Below are 22,640 nucleotides of genomic sequence, written 5' to 3' on the forward strand. Positions count from 1 at the left end.
CGTCGAATCAGCCGCCAATAACAAGAAGGAAACGGCCATGCATATTGGATTTCTAGGTCTCGGCAACATGGGTGGGCCCATGGCGCGCAACCTGCTCAAAGCCGGCCATCAAGTCACTGTCTTCGACCTCTCCGCTGCGGCACTGTCAGGTCTTGTCGAAACCGGCGCCAAAGAGGCCACATCGCCGGCGGCCGTCGCCCAGTCGGGCGTCGAAGCAATCATCACCATGCTGCCTGCAGCAGCCCACGTGAAGCAGGTCTACCTCGGTGAGGACGGGCTGCTCGCGCACGTCCCGTCCGGCGTACTGCTTATAGACTCCTCCACCATCGACCCGATGTCGGCACGGGAAGTCGCAGCGGCCGCTGCGAAGAATGGCAACCCGATGCTCGACGCGCCGGTGTCCGGCGGCACTGTTGGCGCGGCCGCTGGTACCCTGACCTTCATGGTCGGCGGCAGCGAGGCGGACTTCCAGAAGGCGCAGCCAATCCTGGCGACGATGGGCAAAAACATCGTTCACTGCGGCGACACCGGCAATGGTCAGGTGGCCAAGGTCGCCAACAACATGCTGCTGGGCATCTCGATGATTGGCGTCGCCGAAGCCATGTCCCTCGGCGTCGCGCTGGGAATGGACGCCAAGGTGCTGGCCGGCATCATCAACTCATCCAGTGGTAGATGCTGGGCATCGGAGATCAACAACCCCTTCCCTGGCGTACTGGAGAACGGCCCGGCCTCGCGCGGCTACAGCGGCGGGTTTGGCACCGACCTGATGCTCAAGGATCTCGGACTGGCCAGCGAAGCGGCCAAACAGGTGCGTCAGCCGGTTATCCTCGGCGGTCTCGCGCAGCAGCTGTACCAGGCCTTCAGCATGCAGGGCCACGGTGGGCTGGACTTCTCCGCGATCATCAAACTCTACCGCCAAGAGGACTAAACATGACCCAGGCAGAAGCGCCGGTACTGATCGAGGTACGCAATCGCGTCGGCTATCTCACGCTCAACCGCCCCGCCGGGCTGAATGCCGTCACCCTGGAGATGGTGAGGATGCTGCACCGCCAGTTGCAGCAGTGGGCTGACGACCAAGACGTGCTGGCCGTGGTGTTGCGCGGCGCAGGCGAGAAAGCCTTCTGCGCCGGTGGTGATATTCGCTCGCTGTACGACAGTTACAAGAGCGGCGACAGTCTGCACCGGGAATTCTTCGAGGAGGAGTACGCGCTGGACCAGTACATCCATGCATACAGCAAACCGCTGATGGCGTTGATGAATGGCTTCGTACTCGGTGGCGGCATGGGCCTGGTTCAGGGCGCGTCGCTGCGAGTGATTTCCGAGCGCACGCGCATGGGCATGCCGGAAGTCGGTATCGGCTATTTCCCGGATGTGGGCGGCAGCTACTTTCTGTCGCGCCTGCCGGACAACCTCGGCATCTACATGGGCCTGACCGGCAACCATGTGAGCTCTGCTGATGCGCTGTATGCCGGGCTAGCCGATTACAGCGTGCCCTATGAACGTTTCGCTGAACTTGAAAGCTGCCTCGACCAGCAGGATTGGTCCATGCCAGCGCTGCAGGCACTGACCACTCTGCTGGTATCCGTGGGCTGCACCGAACTGCCGGACCCGCCCTTCGCCGCGCTCGCGCCGGCTATCGAACACCACTTCGCCCACGACAGCATCGCGGCTATCCGACAGTCATTGGCCGACGAGACTCGGCCTGCGTACCGCGACTGGGCGGCAGAAACCCTGAAGGTCATCGACAGTCGTTCGCCACTGTCGCTCTGCGTCACGCTTGAAATGCTCAGGCGCGGTCGCACGCTCTCGCTCGCGGAGTGCTTCGCCATGGAGCTGAAGCTGGATCGGCAGTGGTTCGATCAGGGCGACATCATCGAAGGCGTCCGTGCGCTGATCGTCGACAAGGACAGGAACCCTCGCTGGAACCCGCCTACGCTGGAGGAGGTGACGCCGGAGCGCGTGGCAGCCTTCTTCGCCTCCGCCTGATCAGGACCCGCCTATGCAAGACATCGAACTGAGCGAAGAACAACGGATGATCCGCGACATGGCGCGCGACTTCGCCCGCGCCGAAATCGCCCCCAAGGCCCAGGCCTGGGAGAAAGCCGGCTGGATTGGCGACGACACTGTGACCCAGCTCGGCGAACTCGGTCTGCTCGGCATGATCGTGCCTGAGCAATGGGGCGGCACCTATATCGACTACGTCGCCTACGCCCTGGCGGTCGAGGAAATCTCGGCCGGTGACGGCGCCATCGGCGCGCTCATGAGCATTCACAGCTCGGTCGGCTGCGGCCCAATCCTCAAATACGGCACTCCGGAACAGCAGGACGAATGGCTGCCGGATCTGGCTGCGGGGCGCGCCATCGGCTGCTTCGCCCTGACCGAGCCCCAGGCCGGCTCCGAAGCACACAACCTGCGCACTCGCGCCGTGCTGGAAAATGGCGAATGGGTCATCAACGGCGCCAAGCAGTTCGTCAGCAACGGCAAGCGCGCCAAGATCGCCATCGTCTTCGCCGTCACCGATCCGGATCTCGGTAAAAAAGGTCTGTCCGCGTTTCTGGTGCCCACCGACAACCCCGGTTTCGTCGTCGATCGCATGGAAAGCAAGATGGGCATCCGCGCCTCGGATACCTGCGGCGTCACCTTGCGCGACTGTCGCATTCCCGAGGCCAACCTGCTCGGCCCGCGCGGCAAGGGCTTGGCGATCGCTCTCTCCAACCTCGAAGGTGGCCGTATCGGCATCGGCGCCCAAGCGCTGGGTATCGCGCGTGCAGCATTCGAAGCGGCACTGGGGTACGCCCGCGAACGCATCCAGTTCGACAAGCCGATCATCGAGCACCAGAGCGTGGCGAACATGCTGGCTGACATGCATACCCGCCTCAACGCCGCGCGGCTGTTGATCCTGCATGCGGCACGCCTGCGCAGCGCCAACCTGCCCTGCCTGTCCGAAGCCTCCCAGGCCAAGCTGTTCGCCTCGGAAGTCGCCGAATATGTCTGCTCGAAAGCCATGCAGATCCACGGCGGCTACGGCTACCTAGAGGATTACCCGGTCGAGCGTTATTACCGCGATGCGCGCATTACCCAGATCTATGAAGGCTCGAGCGAAATTCAGCGGCTGTTGATTGCGCGGGAGTTGAATAACTACGGACTTTAAAGATCGCGGGTGGGAAACCTGAGCAACCGAGCGGGCTTCGTCATTCGCGAACAAGCTCGCTCTAAAGGTTTTGAGCGCGCGCAATGGCTGTTGAGAATGTGTAGGAGCGAGCTTGCTCGCGAAAGATGTTGAAGAGCCCGTGAAACGCTAGCCTCATCCAGCCGGTAAAGCCCGTACAAAAGACAAGCAGTAAGTGATCCGAACGACAGATGACGGCAAGCGCGACCGCCATCCAGACAACAATAAGAAGGATACGACGATGCTCAAAGGTACGATGCAGCAGACCCCGCTGATGATCAGCGGCATCCTGACCCACGCCGCCCTGGCCCATGGCGACCGGGAAATCGTGTCGCGGCTGGTGGATGAACCTATCTGGCGTTACGACTACGCAGGCCTGGCAAAACGCGCCGGCCAGGCCGCCGCCATGCTGCGCAGCCTGGGGGTCAAACCCGGCGACCTGGTGTCGTCGATGGCCTGGAACACGCATCGTCACTTCGAGCTGTTCTTCGCCGTCCCCGGCATTGGCGCGGCGCTGCACACCGCCAACCCTCGGCTGTCGGACGAACAGATCATTTACACGCTCAACCACGCCGGAAGCGCTGTGCTGCTATTCGATCGCAGCTTTCTGGCGGTGGTCGAGCGTGTGCGACCCCGGTTGGAACACGTTCGCACCTTCATCATGCTTTCTGATGCCGAACGCACTGAGCCGGGCGAAGTGGGTGCGTTGAGTTATGAAACACTGATCGCCAAGGAGCAGCCGGTCACCGACTGGCCTCAGTTCGATGAAAACGCCGGCGCCATGCTCTGCTACACGTCCGGCACCACCGGCAATCCGAAAGGCGTGGTCTACAGCCACCGCTCGGTGGTCCTGCACGCCATGGCAGCCGGCCTCACCGGCGCCTTCGGTTTCTCGGCGTTCGACTGCATCATGCCCTGCTCTTCGCTCTACCACGCGACCGCCTGGGGTGTTCCGTTCACCGCGGCCATCAATGGCTGCAAGTTCGTCCTGCCTTGCGACAAGATGGACGGAGCCAGCCTGCAGGAGCTGATCCAGAACGAGGGGGTCACCTTCTCCGGCGGCGTGCCGACGATCTGGACGATGTACCTCAATCACCTGGAACGCACCGGTGAAGACACCGGCAAGCTCAAGTGTCTGGTCATCGCCGGCTCGGCCGTGCCGCGCGCGCTGGCCGAGAAATTCGAGACGAAATATGGCGTCAGCGTTCGTCAACTCTGGGGCATGACTGAAACCAGCCCGCTCGGTGTCGTCGCCACGCCCACGCCCAAACTTGCCGCCATGGGCGAAGCCGCCACCAACGAAGCGATCTGGACCCGCCAGGGCCGGCTGCAATTCGGTATCGAATTGAAGATTGTCGATGAGGCAGGCAACGCACTGCCGCATGACGGCGCCACTTCTGGCGCCCTGCTGGTGCGCGGCCCCTGGACGGTCGAGCGCTACTTCCGTAGCGAAACCACGGCGCTGGACGCGGACGGCTGGTTCGACACCGGCGACATTGCCACCCTCGACCCCAACGGCTACATGCGCATCACTGATCGCAGCAAGGACGTGATCAAGTCCGGCGGCGAGTGGATCAGCTCCATCGACATCGAAAACATCGCCGTGGCCTGCCCCGGCGTGCGTATCGCCGCAGTGGTCGGCGTGACGCACGAAAAATGGGAAGAGCGTCCGATCCTGATCATCGAGCCGCACGATGACACCGAAATCTGCATCGAAACCGTGCTCGCCTTTCTCGAGCCTCAGATCGTCAAATGGTGGATGCCCGACGCCGTCATCATCGACAGCGTCCCGCTGACCGCGACTGGCAAGATCGACAAGAAAACCCTGCGCGACCGCTACCGCGACCATCTGATCGAGCAGGAGGAAAGCGCAGCCGACACGGCGAGCCTATAGCGCGGCAGAACCAGGGGACGCCGCTCCGTAGGGTGGGCTTCAGCCCACCGATTCCCCAGCCGAGCAAACTTAACAGGTCGTTTCGCGGATTCGTCCTGTCGTATTTAGCGATCTGCCTGGCGAGCCGCAGGGTGGGCTTCAACCCACCCTTTTCGTCTGCACAAAAGGATCTAACCAACCGCGTCGTTTCACTGACTCACCACGTCATATCCGTACGCATCCGGGAACCGGCCATCAACGTCACCTGACACGCCAGAGCGATCACAACCGTCCGCGCCGTTAACACACGGATGTTGGCACGTACTGGCGCGATGGGACCATCATCGAAAGGAACGCGCCTTATGTCGACCGCCACCGCCACACCCCGCCAAGGCCCGCTGCTCGGTCTGCGCGTGCTGGAGTTCGCCAGTATCGGGCCCGGGCCACACTGCACGATGCTGCTGGCTGACCTTGGCGCCGAGGTGATCCGCATCGAGCGCGAGGGCGGCAATGGCTGGCCCAATCCGGTGGTCGATCGCGGCCGCAAACGGCTGACGCTGGACATCCGCACCGAGGCCGGGCGGGACCAATGCCTGACGCTCGCTGAAGGCGCCGATGTGCTGATCGAAGGCCTTCGTCCTGGCGTAATGGAACGGCTGGGCCTCGGCCCGGAACAGGTTCATACGCGTAACCCACGGCTGGTGTACGGTCGCATGACCGGCTGGGGCCAGACCGGACCCTTGGCCCAGAGCGCCGGCCATGACATCAACTACCTGGCGATCACCGGCGCACTGGCGGCCATCGGCGCACGCGAAGGCCCGGCGATCCCGCCACTCAATCTGGTCGGCGATTTTGGCGGCGGGTCGTTGTACCTCGCCTTCGGAATCATGGCCGCGCTCTGGGAGCGAGAACGATCCGGCCAGGGCCAAGTGGTGGACGCCGCCATCGTCGATGGGGTGTCCTCGATGATGAGCTTCTTCGCAGGGCTGCTGCCCAGCGGCAGCATCTCGCTTGAACGCGACCGCAACCTGCTGTCGGGCGCCGCACCGCATTATCGCTGCTACACCTGTGCCGACGGCCGCGACATCGCCGTCGGGCCGCTGGAACCGCAGTTCCTGGCGGAACTCGTGCAGCGCATCGATGCGCCCGAATCATTACGTGAAGGCTGCAACGACCCGGCGCAATGGCCGGAGCTAAGCGAGCAGCTCGCCGCGCTGTTCGCCAGCCGAACCCAGGCCCAATGGTGCACCCTGCTCGAAGGCACCGATGCCTGCTTCGCCCCAGTCCTCACACTGGAGGAAGCCGCACAGCATCCGCATATGCGGGAACGTGGCGTTTACCGCGACATCGACGGCGCCCTGCACGCCGCACCCGCGCCACGATTTTCGCGGACGCCGGGGTCGGTACGAAATTCAACCAACGCAAGCGGCTGGGACGGGCGTTCGTAGGGTGGGCTTCAGCCCACCGGGGCTTCCGCATCATCTCGATGCGGTGGGCTAATGCCCACCCTACATTGGTTAGCCGCACCCAGAGGCGCGCTTTTCGCGAAACCTGGGGACCGTACGACATTTCATGAATGCTAGCGGCTGGAACTGACGCCGTAGGGTGGGCTTCAGCCCACCGGGGTTTCCGCATCACCTCGATGCGGTGGGCTAAAGCCCACCCTACATTGGTTAGCCGCACCCAGAGGCGCGCTTTTCGCGAAACCTGGGAGCGGTGCGACATTTCATGAATGCTAGCGGCTGGAACTGACGCCGTAGGGTGGGCTTCAGCCCACCGGGGTTTCCGCATCACCTCGATGCGGTGGGCTAAAGCCCACCCTACATTGGTTAGCCGCACCCAGAGGCGCGCTTTTCGCGAAACCTGGGGACCGTACGACATTTCATGAATGCTAGCGGCTGGAACTGACGCCGTAGGGTGGGCTTCAGCCCACCGGGGTTTCCGCATCACCTCGATGCGGTGGGCTAAAGCCCACCCTACATAGGTTAGCCGCACCCAAGGTGCGCTTTTCGCGAAACCTGGGGACCGTACGACATTCCATGAATGCTAGCGGCTGGGACTGACGCCGTAGGGTGGGCTTCAGCCCACCGGGGTTTCCGCATCATCTCGATGCGGTGGGCTAAAGCCCACCCTACATAGGTTAGCCGCACCCAAGGCGCGCTTTTCGCGAAACCTGGGGGCGGTGCGACATTCCATGAATGCTAGCGGCTGGGACTGACGCCGTAGGGTGGGCTTCAGCCCACCGGGGTTTCCGCATCATTCCGTTGCGGAGTGCTAAAGCTCACCCAACATTAGCTACGAGGGCAGCGTGACAGAAACGATCGGCGGGTCATTCCCCAAGATTGCGCGCAATCACCAATCGCTGGATATCACTGGTGCCTTCGTAGATCTGGCAGACCCGCACGTCGCGGTAGATGCGCTCCACAGGGAAATCCTTGAGATAGCCGTAGCCGCCGAGCGTCTGGATTGCCGCCGAGCAGACCTTCTCCGCCATTTCCGAGGCGAACAGTTTGGCCATGGACGCTTCAACCAGTGCCGGCTGGCCGGACTCTCGCAGCGCGGCGGCGTGCAGCACCATCTGCCGTGCAACCGCGATTTGAGTGGCCATATCGGCTAACCGAAAGGCGACCGCTTGATGCTCGCTAATGGCCTTGCCGAACGCCTCACGCTCGCGGGCGTAATCACGGGCTGCCTCGAACGCTGCGCGGGCCATGCCGACCGCTTGGGCCGCAATGCCGATGCGCCCGCCTTCCAGGTTCGCCAGGGCGATGCGGTAGCCCTCGCCCTCCTCGCCCAGGCGCTGAGATTCGTGCACACGCATGTCTTCGAAAGCCAGTTGGCAAGTATCGGAGGCGTGCTGGCCGAGTTTGTCCTCGACGCGCACCACCTGGTAGCCGGGCGTGTCGGTGGGCACGATAAAGGCGCTGATGCCGCGCTTGCCGGCTTCCGGATCGGTCACGGCGAACACGATCACCGTGCCGGCATGCTGACCCGAGGTGATAAATTGCTTGGCGCCGTTGAGCACGTAACTGTCGCCGTCACGCCGGGCGCGGGTGCGCAGGCTGCTGGCGTCGGAACCAGCGTGGGGTTCGGTCAGGGCAAAGGCGCCGATCTGCTCGCCGCTGGCCAGCGGTGTCAGGTAGCGCTGCTTCTGCTCATCGGTGCCGAACCGCAAAATCGGTACGCAGCCGACCGAGTTATGCACGCTCATGATGGTTGAGCAGGCGCCGTCACCGGCAGCAATCTCCTCCAGCGCCAGCGCGTAGGCGATATAGCCGGTGTCGCTGCCGCCCCATTGTTCTGGACAGAGCATGCCGAAAAAGCCGAGTTCGGCCATTTCGGCAATCGCTTCGGCGGGATAGCGATGCTCGCGGTCCCATTCCGCAGCGAAGGGTTTCAGCCGCTCCTGGGCGAACTGCCGGGCCATGTCGCGAATACTGGTCTGGTCATCATTGAGCAGCATGGAAAATCCTCAGTCGAGCAGCTCGACGGCCATGGCGGTCGCTTCGCCACCGCCAATGCAGATGGCCGCGATGCCCTTGCGCAGGCCGCGGTCGCGCAGTGCCGCGATCAGCGTCACCAGGATACGAGCACCGGACGCACCGATCGGGTGGCCGAGGGCGCAGGCGCCGCCGTTGACGTTGACCTTGGCGTGGTCCAGCCCAAGCTCGCGCATGGTGACCATGCTGACCACGGCGAAGGCTTCGTTGATCTCGAAGAGATCCACCTCGTCGAGGCTCCAGCCGGTGCGCTCAAGCAGCTTGTGGATGGCACCGATGGGCGCGGTCGGGAACAGATTCGGGGCATCGGCAAACACGGCGTGCCCATGAATCACGGCCTGCGGTTTGAGGCCATGCTGGTCGGCGTATGAGCGGCGAGTCAGCACCAGTGCCGCTGCACCATCAGAGATCGAACTGGAGTTGGCTGCCGTCACGGTGCCGCCCTCACGGAACGCCGGCTTGAGGGACGGAATCTTCTCCGGCATCGCCTTGGGAGGCTGCTCGTCGTCGCGGATGGTGCGCTGCTCGCGTCCCTGCGTGACGTCGAGCGGCACGATTTCAGTGGCGAACCGGCCGCTGGTGATTGCATCGCGGGCACGCTGTAGTGAAGTCAGCGCGTAGGCGTCCTGCTCTTCGCGGCTAAAGCCGTGATTCTGCGCGCAATCTTCGGCGAAGGTGCCCATCAGCCGGCCTTTGTCGTAGGCGTCTTCGAGGCCGTCGAGAAACATGTGGTCAAGCACCTTCCCGTGGCCCATGCGGTAGCCGCTGCGCGCCTTTTCCAGCAGATAGGGGGCGTTGGACATGCTCTCCATGCCGCCCGCGACGATCAGGTCGACACTTCCCGCACGCAATGCGTCATGCGCAAGGATGGCCGCCTGCATGCCGGAGCCGCACATCTTGTTCAGCGTGGTCGAGGCCGTCGCCTTGCCCAGACCGGCGCCAAGCGCGGCCTGACGCGCTGGCGCCTGACCGAGGCCCGCCGGCAGCACGCAGCCCATCAGAACCTCTTGTACCTGTTCGGATGCAACACCGCTGCGCTCGACTGCCGCACGAATTGCGGCCGCGCCAAGCTCCGGCGCGCTGACAGATTTCAGATCTCCCTGAAAGCCACCCATAGGTGTACGGGCGCTGCCCAGAATTACGATTGGATCGTTGTTCATGACTGTCTCCGAATTATTTCGCGGCCATACGCAGTGCGCCGTCGAGGCGGATCACTTCGCCGTTGAGCATGTCGTTCTCGATGATGTGGCGTACCAACGCGGCGTATTCACGGGCGCGGCCCAAGCGCGGCGGAAACGGCACGCCTGCGGCCAGCGAGTCGCGGACCTCCTGAGTCATGCCGGCCATCATCGGCGTTTCGAACACGCCGGGCGCGATGGTCATCACGCGGATGCCGTGTCGCGCCAATTCACGAGCGGCCGGCAGTGTCATAGCCACTACGCCACCCTTGGATGCCGCATAGGCGGCCTGGCCGATCTGGCCGTCATAAGCGGCAATGGACGCCGTATTGATGATGACGCCGCGATTGCCCTGCTCGTCCGGCTCGCCCTTGGCGATGACTTCAGCCGCCAGACGCAGCATGTTGAAGCTGCCGATCAGGTTAAGGCCGATCACCTTGCTGAAACTGTCCAGCCCATGCGCGCCTTGGCGACCCAGAATCTTTTCGCCGCTGGCGACGCCGGCGCAGTTGACCAGCCCGTGCAGCGCGCCGAAATGTTCGACCGCTGCGTTCACCGCCGCCTGAGCGGCAGTCTCGTCACAGACATTGGTCACCACACCGAGCGCGTTCACGCCCAACGCTTCACTACGCTCGTTCAACAACTCGGCGTTGATGTCCGCCAGTACCACCTTGGCACCGCCCGCGACCAGCGCTTCGGCTGCCGCGGCGCCCAGGCCGGACGCACCGCCCGTGATCAGGAAAACCTTGTCTTGAATATCCACAGCACGACCTCACGAATACGTTGCTGGGATCTTGGCCAGGCATGGACGGCCCGGCCTCTGAACGATCCCCATGCCGCATCTTCATCAGTGCGATCTGAGCGAACAATGGTCGATTTTCTCAATCAGGCTGACCATTTTTGCCAATCCACGCTCGAAAGAGTCTAGACCGCTCCGAGGATCAGCCCGCGGTACTGGCCCGGATTGGTCCCGGTCCACTTGCGAAACGCCTTGTAGAACGAACTGACATCGGCGAAGCCCAGTCGCTCAGCGAGTTCCACGTAGCTGATGCTGGCGTCCGCCAGCCAGAGGGTCGCCATTTCCTGGCGCACCAGATCCTTGATGGCTTGATACGGCAGCCCGACGTCGGCAAGTCGGCGACGCAACGTGGATGGCGACATGCACAGTTGGTGCGCGAGCTGTTCGCTCGTCGGCCATTGATCGGCAGGTAACTCGCGGAGCTGCGCCTTGATGCGGCTGGCGAGGCTGGTGTGATCCCGGTATTTGACCAAGATGTTAGCGGGCGCTTCCGCCAGAAAGCCGTGCAACTCCTGATCGCTGCGGCGCACAGGCAGATCCAGTACCTCAGCAGCGAAGATGATTCGCGTACTGGGCCGAGAAAACCGCAGGTTGTCGGAAAACATCACTTGATAGTCGTCGGTGTATACCGGCTCCTTGCAGCGCAACTCCACAGCGAGCAAGGGAATGCGTCGACCAATCAGCCAACACGCCAGGCCATGCACCAGCATCCAGAAGGTGAAATAGCTGAACGCGCGCAACGGCTCCGGCTGTAGCTCCGACAACCTGACCTCTGCCAGGCTTTGCGTGCGCTGCAGCTCCCCACGAAAACCTTCGAATGTCAGTGCAAAGAAATCCAGTGCCACCCGCAGCGCACGGTCGAGCGTCGGCTGCGCCATCGCTGCCCGGCAGACGAAGGCAAAGCTGCCGGTACGCATGCGCCTTGCGTTCATGCCGAAAAACTCGTCATCGAAATGCCGCGCAAGACGCCGCCAAAGCTTGCTGTATTCGATGACGTCTACGCGTCCACTGTCCTTTTCCAGTGTGATCGACGTGAGCCCGAGATTGTGCAGGAGCTGTTCTGAACTGAGCTGCGGTGTGGTGAAGGCATGCAGCGCCTCCGCTACCAGTCGTACGGAGATCGTGCCCTTGACCTCGTGCTTCATGCGCGCCCCATCATCTGGTCATGGCTGTTGGCGGCTACTTCACGGAGAAAGTCCCAACAGACCCGCATCCGCGCGAGGTCCTTGTTTTCCACCGGCATCAACATCCAAAACGTGCGGGTGAACTCGATCTCGTCCACCAGGACCTCCTTGAGCAACGGCTCCTTGCGTGCCGAGAACGCCGGCAGGATTGCCAGCCCTGCCCCGGCGGCGACTGCTTCCTGCTGGGCAAGGATGCTGGTGCTGCGCAGCGAGTGCTGGCGAGGGCGCACGATTTCATCGAGGTAGAACAGCTCTTTGCTGTACAGCAGGTCCTCGATGTAGCTGACGAATACGTGGCCGCTGAGGTCTTCACGGCTGCGGATAGGCGGATGGGACGCCAGGTAGGCTTCCGACGCGTAGAGCCTCAACACGTAGTCAGTGAGTTTGGTGATCACATAGGGGCCACGCTCAGGGCGTTCCAGTGTGATGACGATGTCCGCTTCATGCCGCGCCAGCCGCACCGAGCGCGGCACCGCCAGCAGATCCACGCCCAAGTGCGGGTAGTCGCGAGTGAGGTTGGCGAGTTGGCCTGCGAGCATCACGGTGCCGTACCCCTCGGTGGCGCCAATGCGTACTTGGCCGGAGAGCTTGTCAGCGGTCAGGCTCGGTTGCTCGATGGAGGCGATGGCGCTTTCCATCGCCTCGGCTTGGGCCAGCAGTTCGCGGCCCGCCTCGGATAATCGATAACCCGCCTTGGCACGGATGAAGAGCTGACGATCCAGGCTTTTTTCCAGCGCCTGGACGCGCCGGGCTACCGTGGTGTGGTCAACCGCCAGGCGCCGCGCGGCGATCGTCAGCTTGCCCGCACGCGAGAGTTCGAGAAAAAAACGCAGGTTGTCCCAATCCACTGCAAACTCCAGATCCATCGTGTTAGCGCGTGCCGTCCACGGCTCGCTGTGCAAAAACACAGAATACCTCTGCATTTCGCATCATGGGTTTACTATTTTTACGCTGTTAGGCTCGTCCATTGAGTCCGTTTTGCCGTACGGCATCCGCATCATTCCAAGAAGAAGGAACCGACATGAGCCAGAAGATCCAGCTCGAAATGCGCGACCACACGGCGCTGCTGACCATCGCCAATCCGCCTGCCAATACCTGGGATCGCGAGTCGTTGGCGGCGCTTGAACAGATGATTGGCCAGCTGAACGATGACCCCAACGTGTATGCATTGGTCATCACCGGCCAAGGCGAAAAATTCTTCTCCGCTGGCGCCGACCTCAAGCAATTTGCCGATGGCGACAAGCAACGCGCGCAGGAGGTTGCCGCCTTGTTCGGACGTGCCTTCGAAGCGCTGAGCCATTTCCGCGGTGTGTCGATTGCCGCCATCAATGGGTATGCCATGGGCGGCGGGCTGGAATGCGCGCTGGCGTGCGATATCCGCATCGCCGAAGAGCAGGCACAAATGGCCCTGCCGGAAGCCAAGGTGGGATTACTGCCCTGCGCGGGCGGCACCCAGAATTTGCCGTGGTTGGTAGGCGAAGGTTGGGCCAAGCGGATGATCCTCTGTGGCGAGCGCATCAGCGCGCAGAAAGCCGAGAAAATTGGGCTGGTCGAAGAAGTGGTTGGTCGTGGCGAGTCGCTTGAAGCGGCGCTCAAACTGGCAGCACTAGTGGACCAGCAAAGCCCCTCCTCCGTCAGCCGCTGCAAACGCTTGGTCATGAATGCGCGAACGGCGCCGCAAGACGCTGGCTGGGCAGCCGAGCGCGAACTGTTTGCCGAGCTGTTCGATACGCAGGACCAGAAGGAAGGCGTCAATGCGTTCCTGGAAAAGCGCAACCCGACGTGGCGCAACGCCTGAGCCGGACCCAGCCCCGCCCTGGCGGGGCTACGTCATGAGTTAATGAAGAACCAACCCTGATCACCTTGGGCGCGCCGTCGCGAGAATGGTTTTGCCGCGAGCGCCACGTTCGCCCTGGACGGTCGCAGGTTATGCGCACATCGACGCGAAAGACTTAGCCAATACCAGCGCAGCGCATAGGCTGCCTTCATTTCGTACGGCCGAACCATTCGACCTAACGAATCCGCCACGGGAGCAACAGTCACGGCTCCGTTTCTCGAAGCCAGATCTGTTCGCTCCCGCGCGCCATCGCGCACTGCGCTACTTGAAGTTGCGCTTCACCAGCCGCTCCAGCCAGCCCACGATGCCCGAGCGGAACAGCAGTACGCAGAGCACGAAAATAACCCCAAGAATCACGTGCACCCACTCGCCCAGTGGACCGTTGGACAGCGAGCCCTGCAGCGTCACCACGACCGTCGCGCCCACGATGGGCCCAAGAATGGTGCCGACGCCACCCAGCAGCGTCATCAGAATCACCTCACCGGACATGTGCCAGTGCGCATCTGTCAGCGACGCCAGCTGGAACACGACTGTCTTGGTCGACCCGGCGAGCCCGGTCAGGGCGGCCGAGATGACGAAGGCCAGCAGCTTGTGTGCGTCGACGTTGTACCCGAGCGAAATCGCGCGCGGCTCATTTTCGCGGATTGCCTTGAGCACCTGCCCATAAGGCGAATGAATGGTGCGTTGAATGATCGCGAAACCCAACACGAACACAGCCAGGACGAAGTAGTACAGGGACATGTTGTTCTGCATGTCGAAGAGGCCCAGCAAGTACCCTCTTGGCACCCCCTGCATCCCGTTCTCACCGCCGGTAAATGGCGCCTGCACAAACACGAAGAAGACCATCTGTGCCAGCGCCAAGGTGATCATCGCGAAGTAGATGCCCTGTCTGCGGATCGCCAGCAGCCCGAAGATCGCACCCAGCACTGTTGATGCCAAGGTTCCGGCGACGATGCCCAGTTCGGTGCTCAGGCCGCTGTAGGTGCTGAGCGTGTATCCAGTGATGTACCCGCCGCAGGCAAAGAACGCCGCGTGCCCGAATGACAACAATCCCGCGTAGCCGAGCAAAAGGTTGAACGCACAGGCGAACAGTGCAAAGCACAGCAGCTTCATCAAAAACACGGGATAGACCATCATCGGCGCAACCAGCGCCACACCCAGCAGCACGGTGTAGAAGAGGTACTGACGCCGCCGAGCAGATCGGCGGCGTTCGCGCTCGGCATTGGCGCGGACGGTTCCCGGAGACGCTTGAACGTTTTCTTGAGTCGACATGTTCATGCCTCCTTGCCAAACAGGCCTGCGGGGCGCACAAGCAGTACCAGAACCATGATCACGAAGATCACTGTGTTTGCTGCCTCGGGGTAGAACACTTTGGTCAACCCTTCGATCAGGCCCATGGCCAGGCCGGTAAGAATCGCGCCCATGATCGAACCCATCCCGCCGATCACCACAACCGCAAACACCACGATGAGCAAGTTTGAACCCATTCCCGGCGTGACCGCGTAGATGGGTGCAGCAAGCACACCGGCAAAGGCAGCCAGCGCAACGCCGTAGCCGTACGTCAAGGTGACGAGCAGCGGCACGTTGATGCCAAACGCCTGCATCAGCTTCGGGTTTTCGGTACCCGCGCGCAGATAGGAACCCAGGCGAGTCCGTTCAATCATGTACCAGGTCACGATGCACACCGAGAGCGCGGCGACGATGACCCATCCGCGATAGGTCGGCATGAACATGAAGCCCAGGTTGTGGCCGCCTTTAAGCATTTCCGGCATCGGGTAGGAAGAGCCCGACACACCGAACAGCTTGACGAAGCTGCCCTCGACGATCAGCGCGAGGCCGAAGGTCAACAGCAAGCCGTACAGATGATCTTCACCCGCGATGCGACGCAGCAGGCCACGCTCGATGCCCATACCCAATAGCCCGACTACCAGAGGCGCAAGCAACAACGCTGCCCAGTAGTTGATGCCCAGGTAGTTCAAGCCGAGGTACGCGGCGAAGGCGCCGAGCATGTATTGCGCGCCGTGGGCGAAGTTGATGATCTTCAGCAGGCCGAAAATGATCGCCAGACCAAGGCTCAACAGCGCATAGAACGACCCGTTGATCAGGCCGAGCAGCAACTGGCCGAACAGAACGCTCAGGGGGACGCCGAAAACGAGAGTCATGATTCACTTCCCAAAGGGATTCCGGGACACCCGGCCGATACCGGCCGGGCTGAGACGGGGTAGCGGGTCAGCTCTTGGGCGCCATTTTTTTGCACTGGCTCTCCGCCATCGGCCGGAACGCCTCGTCGCCAGGGATGGTGCTGACAACCTTGTACAGATCCCATTCACCCTTGGACTCGGCCGGCGTCTTGACCTGTACCAGGTACATGTCATGCACCATGCGGCCGTCTTCACGGATGCTGCCGTTCTTGGCGAACATATCGTTTACCGGTGTCTTGGCCATCTGTGCGCGGACGGTCTCGGTGTCATCGCTGCCGGTCGTTTTGACCGCGTTCAGGTAATGAGTGGCGGCCGAATAAATGCCTGCTTGAACCATGGTCGGCATGCTGCCCACGCGCTCTTCATAGCGTTTTGCCCAGGCGCGGGCCTCCTCGTTCATGTCCCAGTACCAACCGGTGGTGAGCATCAGCCCCTGGGTCACTTCCAAGCCCATGGCGTGAATGTCGTTGAGGAACACCACCATGCCGGCAAGGCGTTGCCCCGATTGGGTCACCCCAAACTCACTGGCAGTCTTGAGCGAGTTGACGGTGTCGGCGCCCGCATTGGCAAGCGCGACCACATCGGCACCGGAGCCTTGAGCCTGCAGGATGTAGGAAGAGAAGTCGCTGCTTGGGAACGGATGGCGAACAGCGCCAACCACGCTCCCGCCCTCGGCTTCGACGACTTTCTTGATGTCGTTTTCCATCGCGTGGCCGAAGGCATAGTCGGCGGTCAGGATGAACCAGCTTTTGCCGCCATCCTTGAGGACCGCGTTGGCGGTGCCGTTTGCCAGGGCGAAGGTGTCGTAGGTCCAGTGAATATGATTGGGCGAGCAGAACTCGTTGGTGATGCTCGAAGCGGCGGCCCCGGAAATCAGCGCCAGCTTGTCACCCTGCTCAATCACCTTGGCTGCCGCCAGGACCACAGAACTGGCAACCATCCCAGTCACCATGTCGACGTTGCGCTCGTCGATCCACTGCCGAACTGTGTTGGCGCCGACATCGGGCTTGTTGAGGTCGTCGGCGTTGAAGGCCACGATCTTTTTGCCATCGACCGTACCGCCGAAATCTTCGATGGCCATATTCAAGGCTTCAAGGCCACCGGGGCCGGATAGATCACGGTAGGTGCCCGACATGTCGGCGAGATAACCGATACGGATCTCATCGTTGCTGATTTCGGCTTGAGCGGCACCAGCGATGACGCTGGAAACGAGGATTGCGGCTGCGGTTTTCTTGAGACTTTTCATATTCACCCACTGTGATTGTTTTTGTTGTAGTGCCCTGTGTTGTTGCAATCGCCGGTCTACAGGTCGTACCGACTGGCTTCCGTGGCGAGGGTGGCTAGACCCCCAGACAGCTATTCAAAAACTCCTTTTTTGAATCCAGGTCTGCGGCAGTGATTTCTTCGATGATCTGCCCGTGCTCCATCACGTAATGACGGTCGGCCAGTGGCGCGGCGAAGCGGAAGTTCTGCTCCACCAGCACGATGGTCAGGCCGCGTTTTTTCAGTTTGATCAAGACCTCAGCAAGCTTCTGCACGATGACCGGGGCCAGGCCCTCGGTGATCTCGTCCAGCAGCAACAGGTTGGCGCCGGTTCGCAGAATGCGCGCCATTGCGAGCATCTGCTGCTCGCCGCCGGACAGCCGAGTGCCCTGGCTGAAGCGGCGCTCATACAGGTTGGGGAACATCTCGTAGAGTTCGTCCAGACCCATGCCGCCGCTGCGCACGGTTGGCGGTAGGAGAAGGTTCTCCTCGACATTGAGGCTGGAGAAAACGCCGCGCTCCTCCGGGCAATATCCGACGCCGAGCCGAGGAATCTGGTGGGCCGGCATACCCATGGTCTCATTGCCGTTGACGACAATCGAGCCGGTACGCCGGCCTACCATGTTCATGATCGCGCGCAGGGTGGTGCTACGACCGGAGCCGTTGCGACCGAGCAGCGTGACCAGTTCGCCGCGCCCGACCACCAGATCGACGCCATGCAGGATGTGGGATTCACCATAGAAGGCGTGCAGGTCATCAACCCGCAACTGATCGCGATCAGCCATGGGCGTCATGCGTGGGCCTCCTCTGCGTCGGCTTCACTGCCCATGTAGGCCTCGCGCACGTCGGGGTTGGCCGAGACGGTCTCGTAGTCGCCTTCTGCCAGAACCGAGCCGCGGGCCAGGACGGTGATGCGATCGCAGAGCCGGCTGACCACGCTCAGGTTGTGCTCGACCATCAGCACGGTGCGATTGACGGCCGCGCGGCGTACCAGTGCTACAACCATATCGACGTCTTCGCCGCCCATTCCCTGGGTGGGCTCATCAAGCAGAAGCACCACCGGGTCCAGCGCCAGGGTGGTGGCTAGCTCAAGCGCGCGCTTGCGGCCGTAAGGCAGTTCGATGGCCAGCGTTTGAGCGAAGGTCTCGAGGTCAACGTCTGCCAATAGCTGGATTGCACGTTCATCCAGCTCACGCAGCGTTCGTTCCGATTTCCAGAAGTGGTAGGAGTTGCCCAGTTTCTGCTGCAGCGCGACGCGGACGTTCTCCAAGACGGTCATGTGGCCGAACACGGCCGAAATCTGGAATGACCGCACAAGACCGAGGCGTGCAATTTCGTTGGCTTTCATCGAGGTAATGGACTTACCGCGATAGATGATCTCGCCACGGGTGGGCGTCAGGAATTTGGTGAGGAGATTGAAGACGGTTGTCTTGCCGGCACCGTTGGGGCCGATCAGTGCATGGATGTGTCCCTTCTCGACGCGCAGATCAACGGAATCCACAGCGGTAAAGCCACGAAACTCCTTCGTTAAACCACGCGTTTCCAGCACGAACTCTGGTGCCATGGGATGCCCTCTAACCCTGATTATTGTTGTTGGTTATGGCGCAGGTCGCTGGGTGACCTTTACGTAAACGATAACAATCGTTTCCAGCCCGAGGCAAGCTTCAAATTCAAACGACCGATTGAGCGGAAACCGGTGTATTCGCCATCGCCTATGGCACGGTCTCCATTGAAGGTAGCCTAAAAAAACCGGGCCACAATGGGCCCGGTAAAAAGATCAACGAGGAGGTATTGCGGTGTTACGTGTTGCTGTTACCAGAGTGCCAGCGTGTAGCTGAGGATCAGTCGGGTTTCGTCCAAATCGTTGCCGAAGTTGCTGCGCACCGTGGCGTTACGCACCTTCAACCCTAGATTCTTCAGCGGGCCGTTCTGAATCACGTAAGCGATATCCGTGTCACGCTCCCACTCCTTGCCTTCGTCAGCCATGTTGGGGACGTTGACGTTGTCACCTGACACATAACGCGTCATCAGGCTTAGCCCCGGAATGCCCATGGCGGCAAAGTCATAGTCATAGCGAACCTGCCAGGATTTCTCGTCTTCGTTGCCGAAATCGTTGATTTGCAGAAGGTTGATCAACGTGTTATCGCCGCCGGCAATGTACGCATAACCGGTGTCGCCACTCATTTTCTGATAGCCGCCCGTAAAGCCGTGCCCGCCGATCTTGTAGGTGAAGATGGCGCCGAACGCATTGTTGTCCACGTTGCTGCCACCATCATCGGTGGAGCGCACATAGCGCAGGTCGGTCTTGAAGCTCTGATTGTCACCGATAGGCAATACATGCACGACGTTGAAGTTGTGCTGGTCGTAAATACCGTCCAGCCCGCCGTAGTAGTAGCTGCCGGTCAGTTCAGGAGCGAACTGGTAACGGCCACCGGCGAACAAAAACTCATCGCTGGTTTTGGCGTCGCCCAAAACGATGCCCCTCGCACCGCCGGTGAGCGCAGTCATTTCTTCGTAATCGGAAGAGTCCCGATAGCTGGTGCGGTCGAGCATGCCCAGATCAAGGGTGAGCCCCTCGACCTCCTTGCTCTGCAACCAGGCGCCGCGGTACACGTTGGGCAGCAGACGGCTGTCGTTTCGCATCACTACTGGAATGATCGGCTGCAAAGTGCCAACGTGCAGCGTTGTGTTGGACATCTTGGCCTTGGCAGTCAGACCCGCAGTGCCGTAATCATCCTGCGCACGTTTGGGCGCTTCCTTGTCGCGCTGCAATATATTGGTGCCAGCGCGGTCCGGGCTCGAATCAAGCTTGACGCCAAGCAGGCCAATGGCATCTATACCGAAGCCAACCGGCCCTTCGGTATAGCCCGATTCCATTTTCAGAATAAAGCCCTGGGCCCACTCCTCGGCCTTGGACTGGTCCGCTCCGCTCTGGCGGAAGTCACGATTCATATAAAAGTTACGTGCCTCGACGCTCGCTTTGCTGTCGTCGAGAAACGCGGCTGAAGCCATCGTTGAGGTACCCAGGGCGGTGGCCGCCAGGCTGCTGAGGATGAAGTAACGGCTCAGGGGTTTCAGTTGCATAGTTATCTCTCTTGTTATTGTCTTGGTTGATGCAGCTGAGGACCCGACCTCGCTCCTGCCGGGTCTCACGTTTACCGCGCGAGCGGTAAATCCATTGGCTGCCGCTCAGCTCGCGGCAGCCCGGGGCACTCGGCCCAGTAAATAGAACTCGTCGTTGGGCGGCGTGCGCGCCATCGACACCAAGCGATTGGAAAGCCCGAACAGCGCCGCAATCGCACCGATATCCCAGATGTCGCTCAGAGTGAAGCCTAGATTTTCCAGTTGCGCCTGCCACTCGTCATCCAGAACCCCACGCTGCGCAGCCAGATGCAACGCGAAATCAAGCATGACCCGCTGGCGCTTGCTGATTGGCGCGGTGTGATAATTCACGGCGATCTGGTCAGCAATCAGGGTGTCCTTAGCCAAGATCCGCAAGATAGCCCCATGCGCTACAACGCAGTACAGGCAGCCGTGATCGGCGCTCACCGCCACCACGATCATCTCTTTTTCAGCCTTGGTCAGGCTGTCGGACTCACGCTCCATCAAAGCATCGTGATAAGAAAAAAACGCCCGAAATTCATCCGGCCTATGAGCCAACATCAGAAAAACGTTAGGCACGAAGCCGGCCTTCTCCTGCACCGCCAGGATTCGTTCGCGGACATCGTCCGGTAGCGAATCGAGGTCGTTGACGAGCGGAAAGCGACTGATGGATTGGGTCATGCAGTGTTCCTCAGATGGACGCGATCGCGGCTGAAGCGGTCGTCATTGATCGGCAAGCCCCAATTCGGCCACGCTCACTTCACGCATCTTGAACTTCTGGACCTTTCCGCTGATGGTCATAGGAAAGTCATCCACGAACTTGATGTGCCTGGGTGTTTTGAAGTGCGCAATCCGGCCTTTGCAGAACTCGCGAAGATCGTCAGCTGTAGCCTCGTGCCCCGGATGCAACTTCACCCACGCGACAATCTCTTCACCGTACGTCTTGTCCGGAACGCCGATGACCTGCACATCAGCGACCGCAGGGTGCGTGAAGAGAAACTCCTCCACTTCTCGCGGATACACGTTTTCGCCGCCGCGAATGATCATGTCCTTGTTGCGACCGACGATTTTCAGATAACCGTCGTCATCCATGATCGCCAGGTCGCCGGTGTGCATCCAGCGCGCGCCGTCGATTGCCCCGGCAGTGGCTTCCGAGTTGTTCCAATAGCCCAACATCACGCTGTACCCGCGGGTACAGAGTTCGCCGATCTGCCCGCGCGGCACGATCCGGTTGTGTTCGTCGACCACCTTGCTCTCGAGATGCGGCTGGGTGCGCCCGACCGTAGTGACTCGACGATCCAGGTCGTCATCCGGCCCGGTCTGAGTCGAAACAGGGCTGGTTTCGGTCATGCCATAGGCGATCTGCACCTCATTCATGTGCATGTCATCGATAACGCGCTTCATGACTTCGATCGGGCAAGTCGAGCCGGCCATGATCCCGGTGCGCAAATTGCTGAGATCAAGCGACTTGCGCTCCGGATGGTCGAGCATCGCAATGAACATGGTCGGCACGCCGTACATGCCGGTGGCCTTCTCTTCCGCAGCCGCCTGCAAAGCAGCCAGCGGTTCGAAGGCCGCGCTCGGGTAGATCATGGTGGTGCCGTGGGTGACGCACCCCAGATTGCCCATCACCATGCCAAAGCAGTGATACAGCGGCACCGGGATCACCAGCCGGTCGTGCTCGGTGAGCTTGAGGCTTTCACCGACCATGTAACCGTTGTTGAGAATGTTGTAGTGACTGAGGGTCGCGCCCTTGGGGAAACCGGTGGTCCCCGAGGTGTACTGAATATTGATCGGGTCATCGAACTGCAGCTGCTCACCGCATTGACGGAGCTGTTCGGGCCCTACACGTTCGGCCATGTCCATTAGGCCTTTCCACAGCAGCATGCCGTCCGCCGGCTTGTCACACAGGCTGATCACGCCGCGCAGCTCCGGCAGCATGTGGCTTTGCAAGGCGCCCACGGCGGAACGCTCCAGCTCAGGAAGCAGCTCATGAAGCATCGCGTGGTAGTCGGACGTTTTGAACGCATCGGCACAGATCATCCAGCGACAGCCGGATTGCTTCAGCGCGTACTCAAGTTCGTTGAGCCGATAGGCGGGGTTGATGTTCACCAACACCACGCCAATCTTCGCGGTCGCGAATTGGGTAATGCACCACTGTGCATTGTTCGGGGACCAGATGCCTACGCGCTCGCCCGCCTGCAGACCCAGCGCCAGCAAACCCCGCGCGCAACGATCCACTTCTTCAGCCAGCTGCGCCCAGGTGTAGCGCAGGTTCTGATGGCGCACGACCAAGGCCTCACGGTCGGAGAACCGCTCGACAGCCCGGTCGAACGCCGCGCCGATAGTCATCGGCAACAGGGGGTTGGTCTGCGGTCCGCAGGTGTAACTCGGAAGACTCATGTCGAAATTCCTCAGTCTTATGTTTGTTATGAGGCCTTGCTGCCCAAGCGTGCGGCTGTTGACAGCCATTCGGGACGTGGTTACGTTAACGTAAAGGTAACAGCGTGACAACCCACCGCACCCCTCTCCTG

At 61.3% G+C, this 22,640-nt stretch carries 19 protein-coding genes; 6 read left to right on the top strand and 13 right to left on the bottom strand.

Annotated features, from left to right (window positions below; translation table 11 throughout):
• Positions 1 to 37 precede the first annotated feature (37 nt).
• The 5 genes from mmsB (at position 38) to K4O48_RS10770 (ending at position 6,490) form a co-directional block, all read left to right on the top strand.
• On the top strand, positions 38 to 928 hold the full coding sequence (gene mmsB / locus K4O48_RS10750; protein ID WP_222908223.1) for a 3-hydroxyisobutyrate dehydrogenase: 891 nt from the start codon (positions 38 to 40) through the stop codon (positions 926 to 928).
• A 2-nt stretch (positions 929 to 930) separates the two neighbouring features.
• Positions 931 to 1,986 carry an enoyl-CoA hydratase/isomerase family protein gene (locus K4O48_RS10755; RefSeq protein WP_222908224.1) on the top strand — a complete coding sequence of 352 codons (1,056 nt, stop codon included), beginning with the start codon at positions 931 to 933 and terminating at the stop codon, positions 1,984 to 1,986.
• 13 nt (positions 1,987 to 1,999) lie between these two features.
• Positions 2,000 to 3,151, top strand: a complete 1,152-nt coding sequence (locus tag K4O48_RS10760) for an acyl-CoA dehydrogenase family protein (protein ID WP_222908225.1) — start codon at positions 2,000 to 2,002, stop codon at positions 3,149 to 3,151.
• A gap of 259 nt (positions 3,152 to 3,410) precedes the next feature.
• The gene (locus tag K4O48_RS10765) at positions 3,411 to 5,063 is read left to right on the top strand and encodes a long-chain fatty acid--CoA ligase (protein ID WP_409518899.1); all 1,653 of its coding nucleotides are present in this window, start codon (positions 3,411 to 3,413) and stop codon (positions 5,061 to 5,063) included.
• Positions 5,064 to 5,404: 341 nt separating this feature from the next.
• On the top strand, positions 5,405 to 6,490 hold the full coding sequence (locus K4O48_RS10770; RefSeq protein ID WP_222908226.1) for a CaiB/BaiF CoA transferase family protein: 1,086 nt from the start codon (positions 5,405 to 5,407) through the stop codon (positions 6,488 to 6,490).
• Between the two features lie 881 nt (positions 6,491 to 7,371).
• Here K4O48_RS10770 and K4O48_RS10775 read toward each other — a convergent pair.
• The 5 genes from K4O48_RS10775 to K4O48_RS10795 all read right to left on the bottom strand — a co-directional run bounded on the left by K4O48_RS10775 (position 7,372) and on the right by K4O48_RS10795 (position 12,551).
• Positions 7,372 to 8,505, bottom strand: a complete 1,134-nt coding sequence (locus tag K4O48_RS10775) for an acyl-CoA dehydrogenase (RefSeq protein WP_222908227.1) — start codon at positions 8,503 to 8,505, stop codon at positions 7,372 to 7,374.
• Positions 8,506 to 8,514: 9 nt separating this feature from the next.
• Positions 8,515 to 9,702 (bottom strand): acetyl-CoA C-acyltransferase, encoded by a 1,188-nt coding sequence (locus tag K4O48_RS10780; RefSeq protein ID WP_222908228.1) that lies wholly within the window; start codon positions 9,700 to 9,702, stop codon positions 8,515 to 8,517.
• 13 nt (positions 9,703 to 9,715) lie between these two features.
• Entirely contained in the window at positions 9,716 to 10,483 is a 768-nt protein-coding gene (locus K4O48_RS10785; RefSeq protein WP_222908229.1) for an SDR family NAD(P)-dependent oxidoreductase, read from the bottom strand.
• 161 nt (positions 10,484 to 10,644) lie between these two features.
• Positions 10,645 to 11,664, bottom strand: a complete 1,020-nt coding sequence (locus tag K4O48_RS10790) for an AraC family transcriptional regulator (RefSeq protein WP_222908230.1) — start codon at positions 11,662 to 11,664, stop codon at positions 10,645 to 10,647.
• Complete coding sequence (locus K4O48_RS10795; protein ID WP_222908231.1) at positions 11,661 to 12,551, bottom strand: LysR family transcriptional regulator; 891 nt, start codon at positions 12,549 to 12,551, stop codon at positions 11,661 to 11,663. Before K4O48_RS10795 ends, K4O48_RS10790 begins: the two co-directional genes overlap by 4 nt.
• 173 nt (positions 12,552 to 12,724) lie before the next feature.
• Between K4O48_RS10795 and K4O48_RS10800 the strand changes: the two genes are divergently transcribed.
• Positions 12,725 to 13,501: an enoyl-CoA hydratase gene (locus K4O48_RS10800; protein ID WP_222908232.1), complete on the top strand. Its 777-nt coding sequence runs from the start codon at positions 12,725 to 12,727 to the stop codon at positions 13,499 to 13,501.
• A 300-nt stretch (positions 13,502 to 13,801) separates the two neighbouring features.
• On the opposite strand, the gene K4O48_RS10805 is transcribed toward K4O48_RS10800, so the two are convergent.
• The 8 genes from K4O48_RS10805 to K4O48_RS10840 form a co-directional block, all read right to left on the bottom strand.
• On the bottom strand, positions 13,802 to 14,812 hold the full coding sequence (locus tag K4O48_RS10805; RefSeq protein ID WP_222908233.1) for a branched-chain amino acid ABC transporter permease: 1,011 nt from the start codon (positions 14,810 to 14,812) through the stop codon (positions 13,802 to 13,804).
• 2 nt (positions 14,813 to 14,814) lie between these two features.
• Positions 14,815 to 15,702: a branched-chain amino acid ABC transporter permease gene (locus K4O48_RS10810; RefSeq protein ID WP_222908234.1), complete on the bottom strand. Its 888-nt coding sequence runs from the start codon at positions 15,700 to 15,702 to the stop codon at positions 14,815 to 14,817.
• Between the two features lie 67 nt (positions 15,703 to 15,769).
• Positions 15,770 to 16,987 carry an ABC transporter substrate-binding protein gene (locus tag K4O48_RS10815; protein WP_222908235.1) on the bottom strand — a complete coding sequence of 406 codons (1,218 nt, stop codon included), beginning with the start codon at positions 16,985 to 16,987 and terminating at the stop codon, positions 15,770 to 15,772.
• Between the two features lie 94 nt (positions 16,988 to 17,081).
• On the bottom strand, positions 17,082 to 17,798 hold the full coding sequence (locus K4O48_RS10820; protein ID WP_222908236.1) for an ABC transporter ATP-binding protein: 717 nt from the start codon (positions 17,796 to 17,798) through the stop codon (positions 17,082 to 17,084).
• On the bottom strand, positions 17,795 to 18,568 hold the full coding sequence (locus K4O48_RS10825; protein ID WP_222908237.1) for an ABC transporter ATP-binding protein: 774 nt from the start codon (positions 18,566 to 18,568) through the stop codon (positions 17,795 to 17,797). Before K4O48_RS10825 ends, K4O48_RS10820 begins: the two co-directional genes overlap by 4 nt.
• 248 nt (positions 18,569 to 18,816) lie before the next feature.
• Positions 18,817 to 20,088 (bottom strand): OprD family porin, encoded by a 1,272-nt coding sequence (locus K4O48_RS10830; protein ID WP_222908238.1) that lies wholly within the window; start codon positions 20,086 to 20,088, stop codon positions 18,817 to 18,819.
• A 105-nt stretch (positions 20,089 to 20,193) separates the two neighbouring features.
• Positions 20,194 to 20,787 carry a peroxidase-related enzyme gene (locus K4O48_RS10835; protein WP_222908239.1) on the bottom strand — a complete coding sequence of 198 codons (594 nt, stop codon included), beginning with the start codon at positions 20,785 to 20,787 and terminating at the stop codon, positions 20,194 to 20,196.
• Positions 20,788 to 20,829: 42 nt separating this feature from the next.
• Entirely contained in the window at positions 20,830 to 22,509 is a 1,680-nt protein-coding gene (locus tag K4O48_RS10840) for an AMP-binding protein (RefSeq protein ID WP_222908240.1), read from the bottom strand.
• Positions 22,510 to 22,640: the final 131 nt, after the last annotated feature.

Origin of the sequence: Pseudomonas sp. DNDY-54 (assembly GCF_019880365.1) — a bacterium.
Classification (GTDB): Bacteria; Pseudomonadota; Gammaproteobacteria; order Pseudomonadales; family Pseudomonadaceae; genus Stutzerimonas; species Stutzerimonas stutzeri_P.

Coding starts and splice junctions, on each gene's coding strand:
- mmsB (WP_222908223.1), top strand. CDS start 38: ATGCATATTGGATTTCTAGGTCTCGGCAACATGGGTGGGCCCATGGCG.
- K4O48_RS10755 (WP_222908224.1), top strand. CDS start 931: ATGACCCAGGCAGAAGCGCCGGTACTGATCGAGGTACGCAATCGCGTC.
- K4O48_RS10760 (WP_222908225.1), top strand. CDS start 2,000: ATGCAAGACATCGAACTGAGCGAAGAACAACGGATGATCCGCGACATG.
- K4O48_RS10765 (WP_409518899.1), top strand. CDS start 3,411: ATGCTCAAAGGTACGATGCAGCAGACCCCGCTGATGATCAGCGGCATC.
- K4O48_RS10770 (WP_222908226.1), top strand. CDS start 5,405: ATGTCGACCGCCACCGCCACACCCCGCCAAGGCCCGCTGCTCGGTCTG.
- K4O48_RS10775 (WP_222908227.1), bottom strand. CDS start 8,505: ATGCTGCTCAATGATGACCAGACCAGTATTCGCGACATGGCCCGGCAG.
- K4O48_RS10780 (WP_222908228.1), bottom strand. CDS start 9,702: ATGAACAACGATCCAATCGTAATTCTGGGCAGCGCCCGTACACCTATG.
- K4O48_RS10790 (WP_222908230.1), bottom strand. CDS start 11,664: ATGAAGCACGAGGTCAAGGGCACGATCTCCGTACGACTGGTAGCGGAG.
- K4O48_RS10800 (WP_222908232.1), top strand. CDS start 12,725: ATGAGCCAGAAGATCCAGCTCGAAATGCGCGACCACACGGCGCTGCTG.
- K4O48_RS10805 (WP_222908233.1), bottom strand. CDS start 14,812: ATGTCGACTCAAGAAAACGTTCAAGCGTCTCCGGGAACCGTCCGCGCC.
- K4O48_RS10810 (WP_222908234.1), bottom strand. CDS start 15,702: ATGACTCTCGTTTTCGGCGTCCCCCTGAGCGTTCTGTTCGGCCAGTTG.
- K4O48_RS10815 (WP_222908235.1), bottom strand. CDS start 16,987: ATGAAAAGTCTCAAGAAAACCGCAGCCGCAATCCTCGTTTCCAGCGTC.
- K4O48_RS10820 (WP_222908236.1), bottom strand. CDS start 17,798: ATGACGCCCATGGCTGATCGCGATCAGTTGCGGGTTGATGACCTGCAC.
- K4O48_RS10825 (WP_222908237.1), bottom strand. CDS start 18,568: ATGGCACCAGAGTTCGTGCTGGAAACGCGTGGTTTAACGAAGGAGTTT.
- K4O48_RS10830 (WP_222908238.1), bottom strand. CDS start 20,088: ATGCAACTGAAACCCCTGAGCCGTTACTTCATCCTCAGCAGCCTGGCG.
- K4O48_RS10835 (WP_222908239.1), bottom strand. CDS start 20,787: ATGACCCAATCCATCAGTCGCTTTCCGCTCGTCAACGACCTCGATTCG.
- K4O48_RS10840 (WP_222908240.1), bottom strand. CDS start 22,509: ATGAGTCTTCCGAGTTACACCTGCGGACCGCAGACCAACCCCCTGTTG.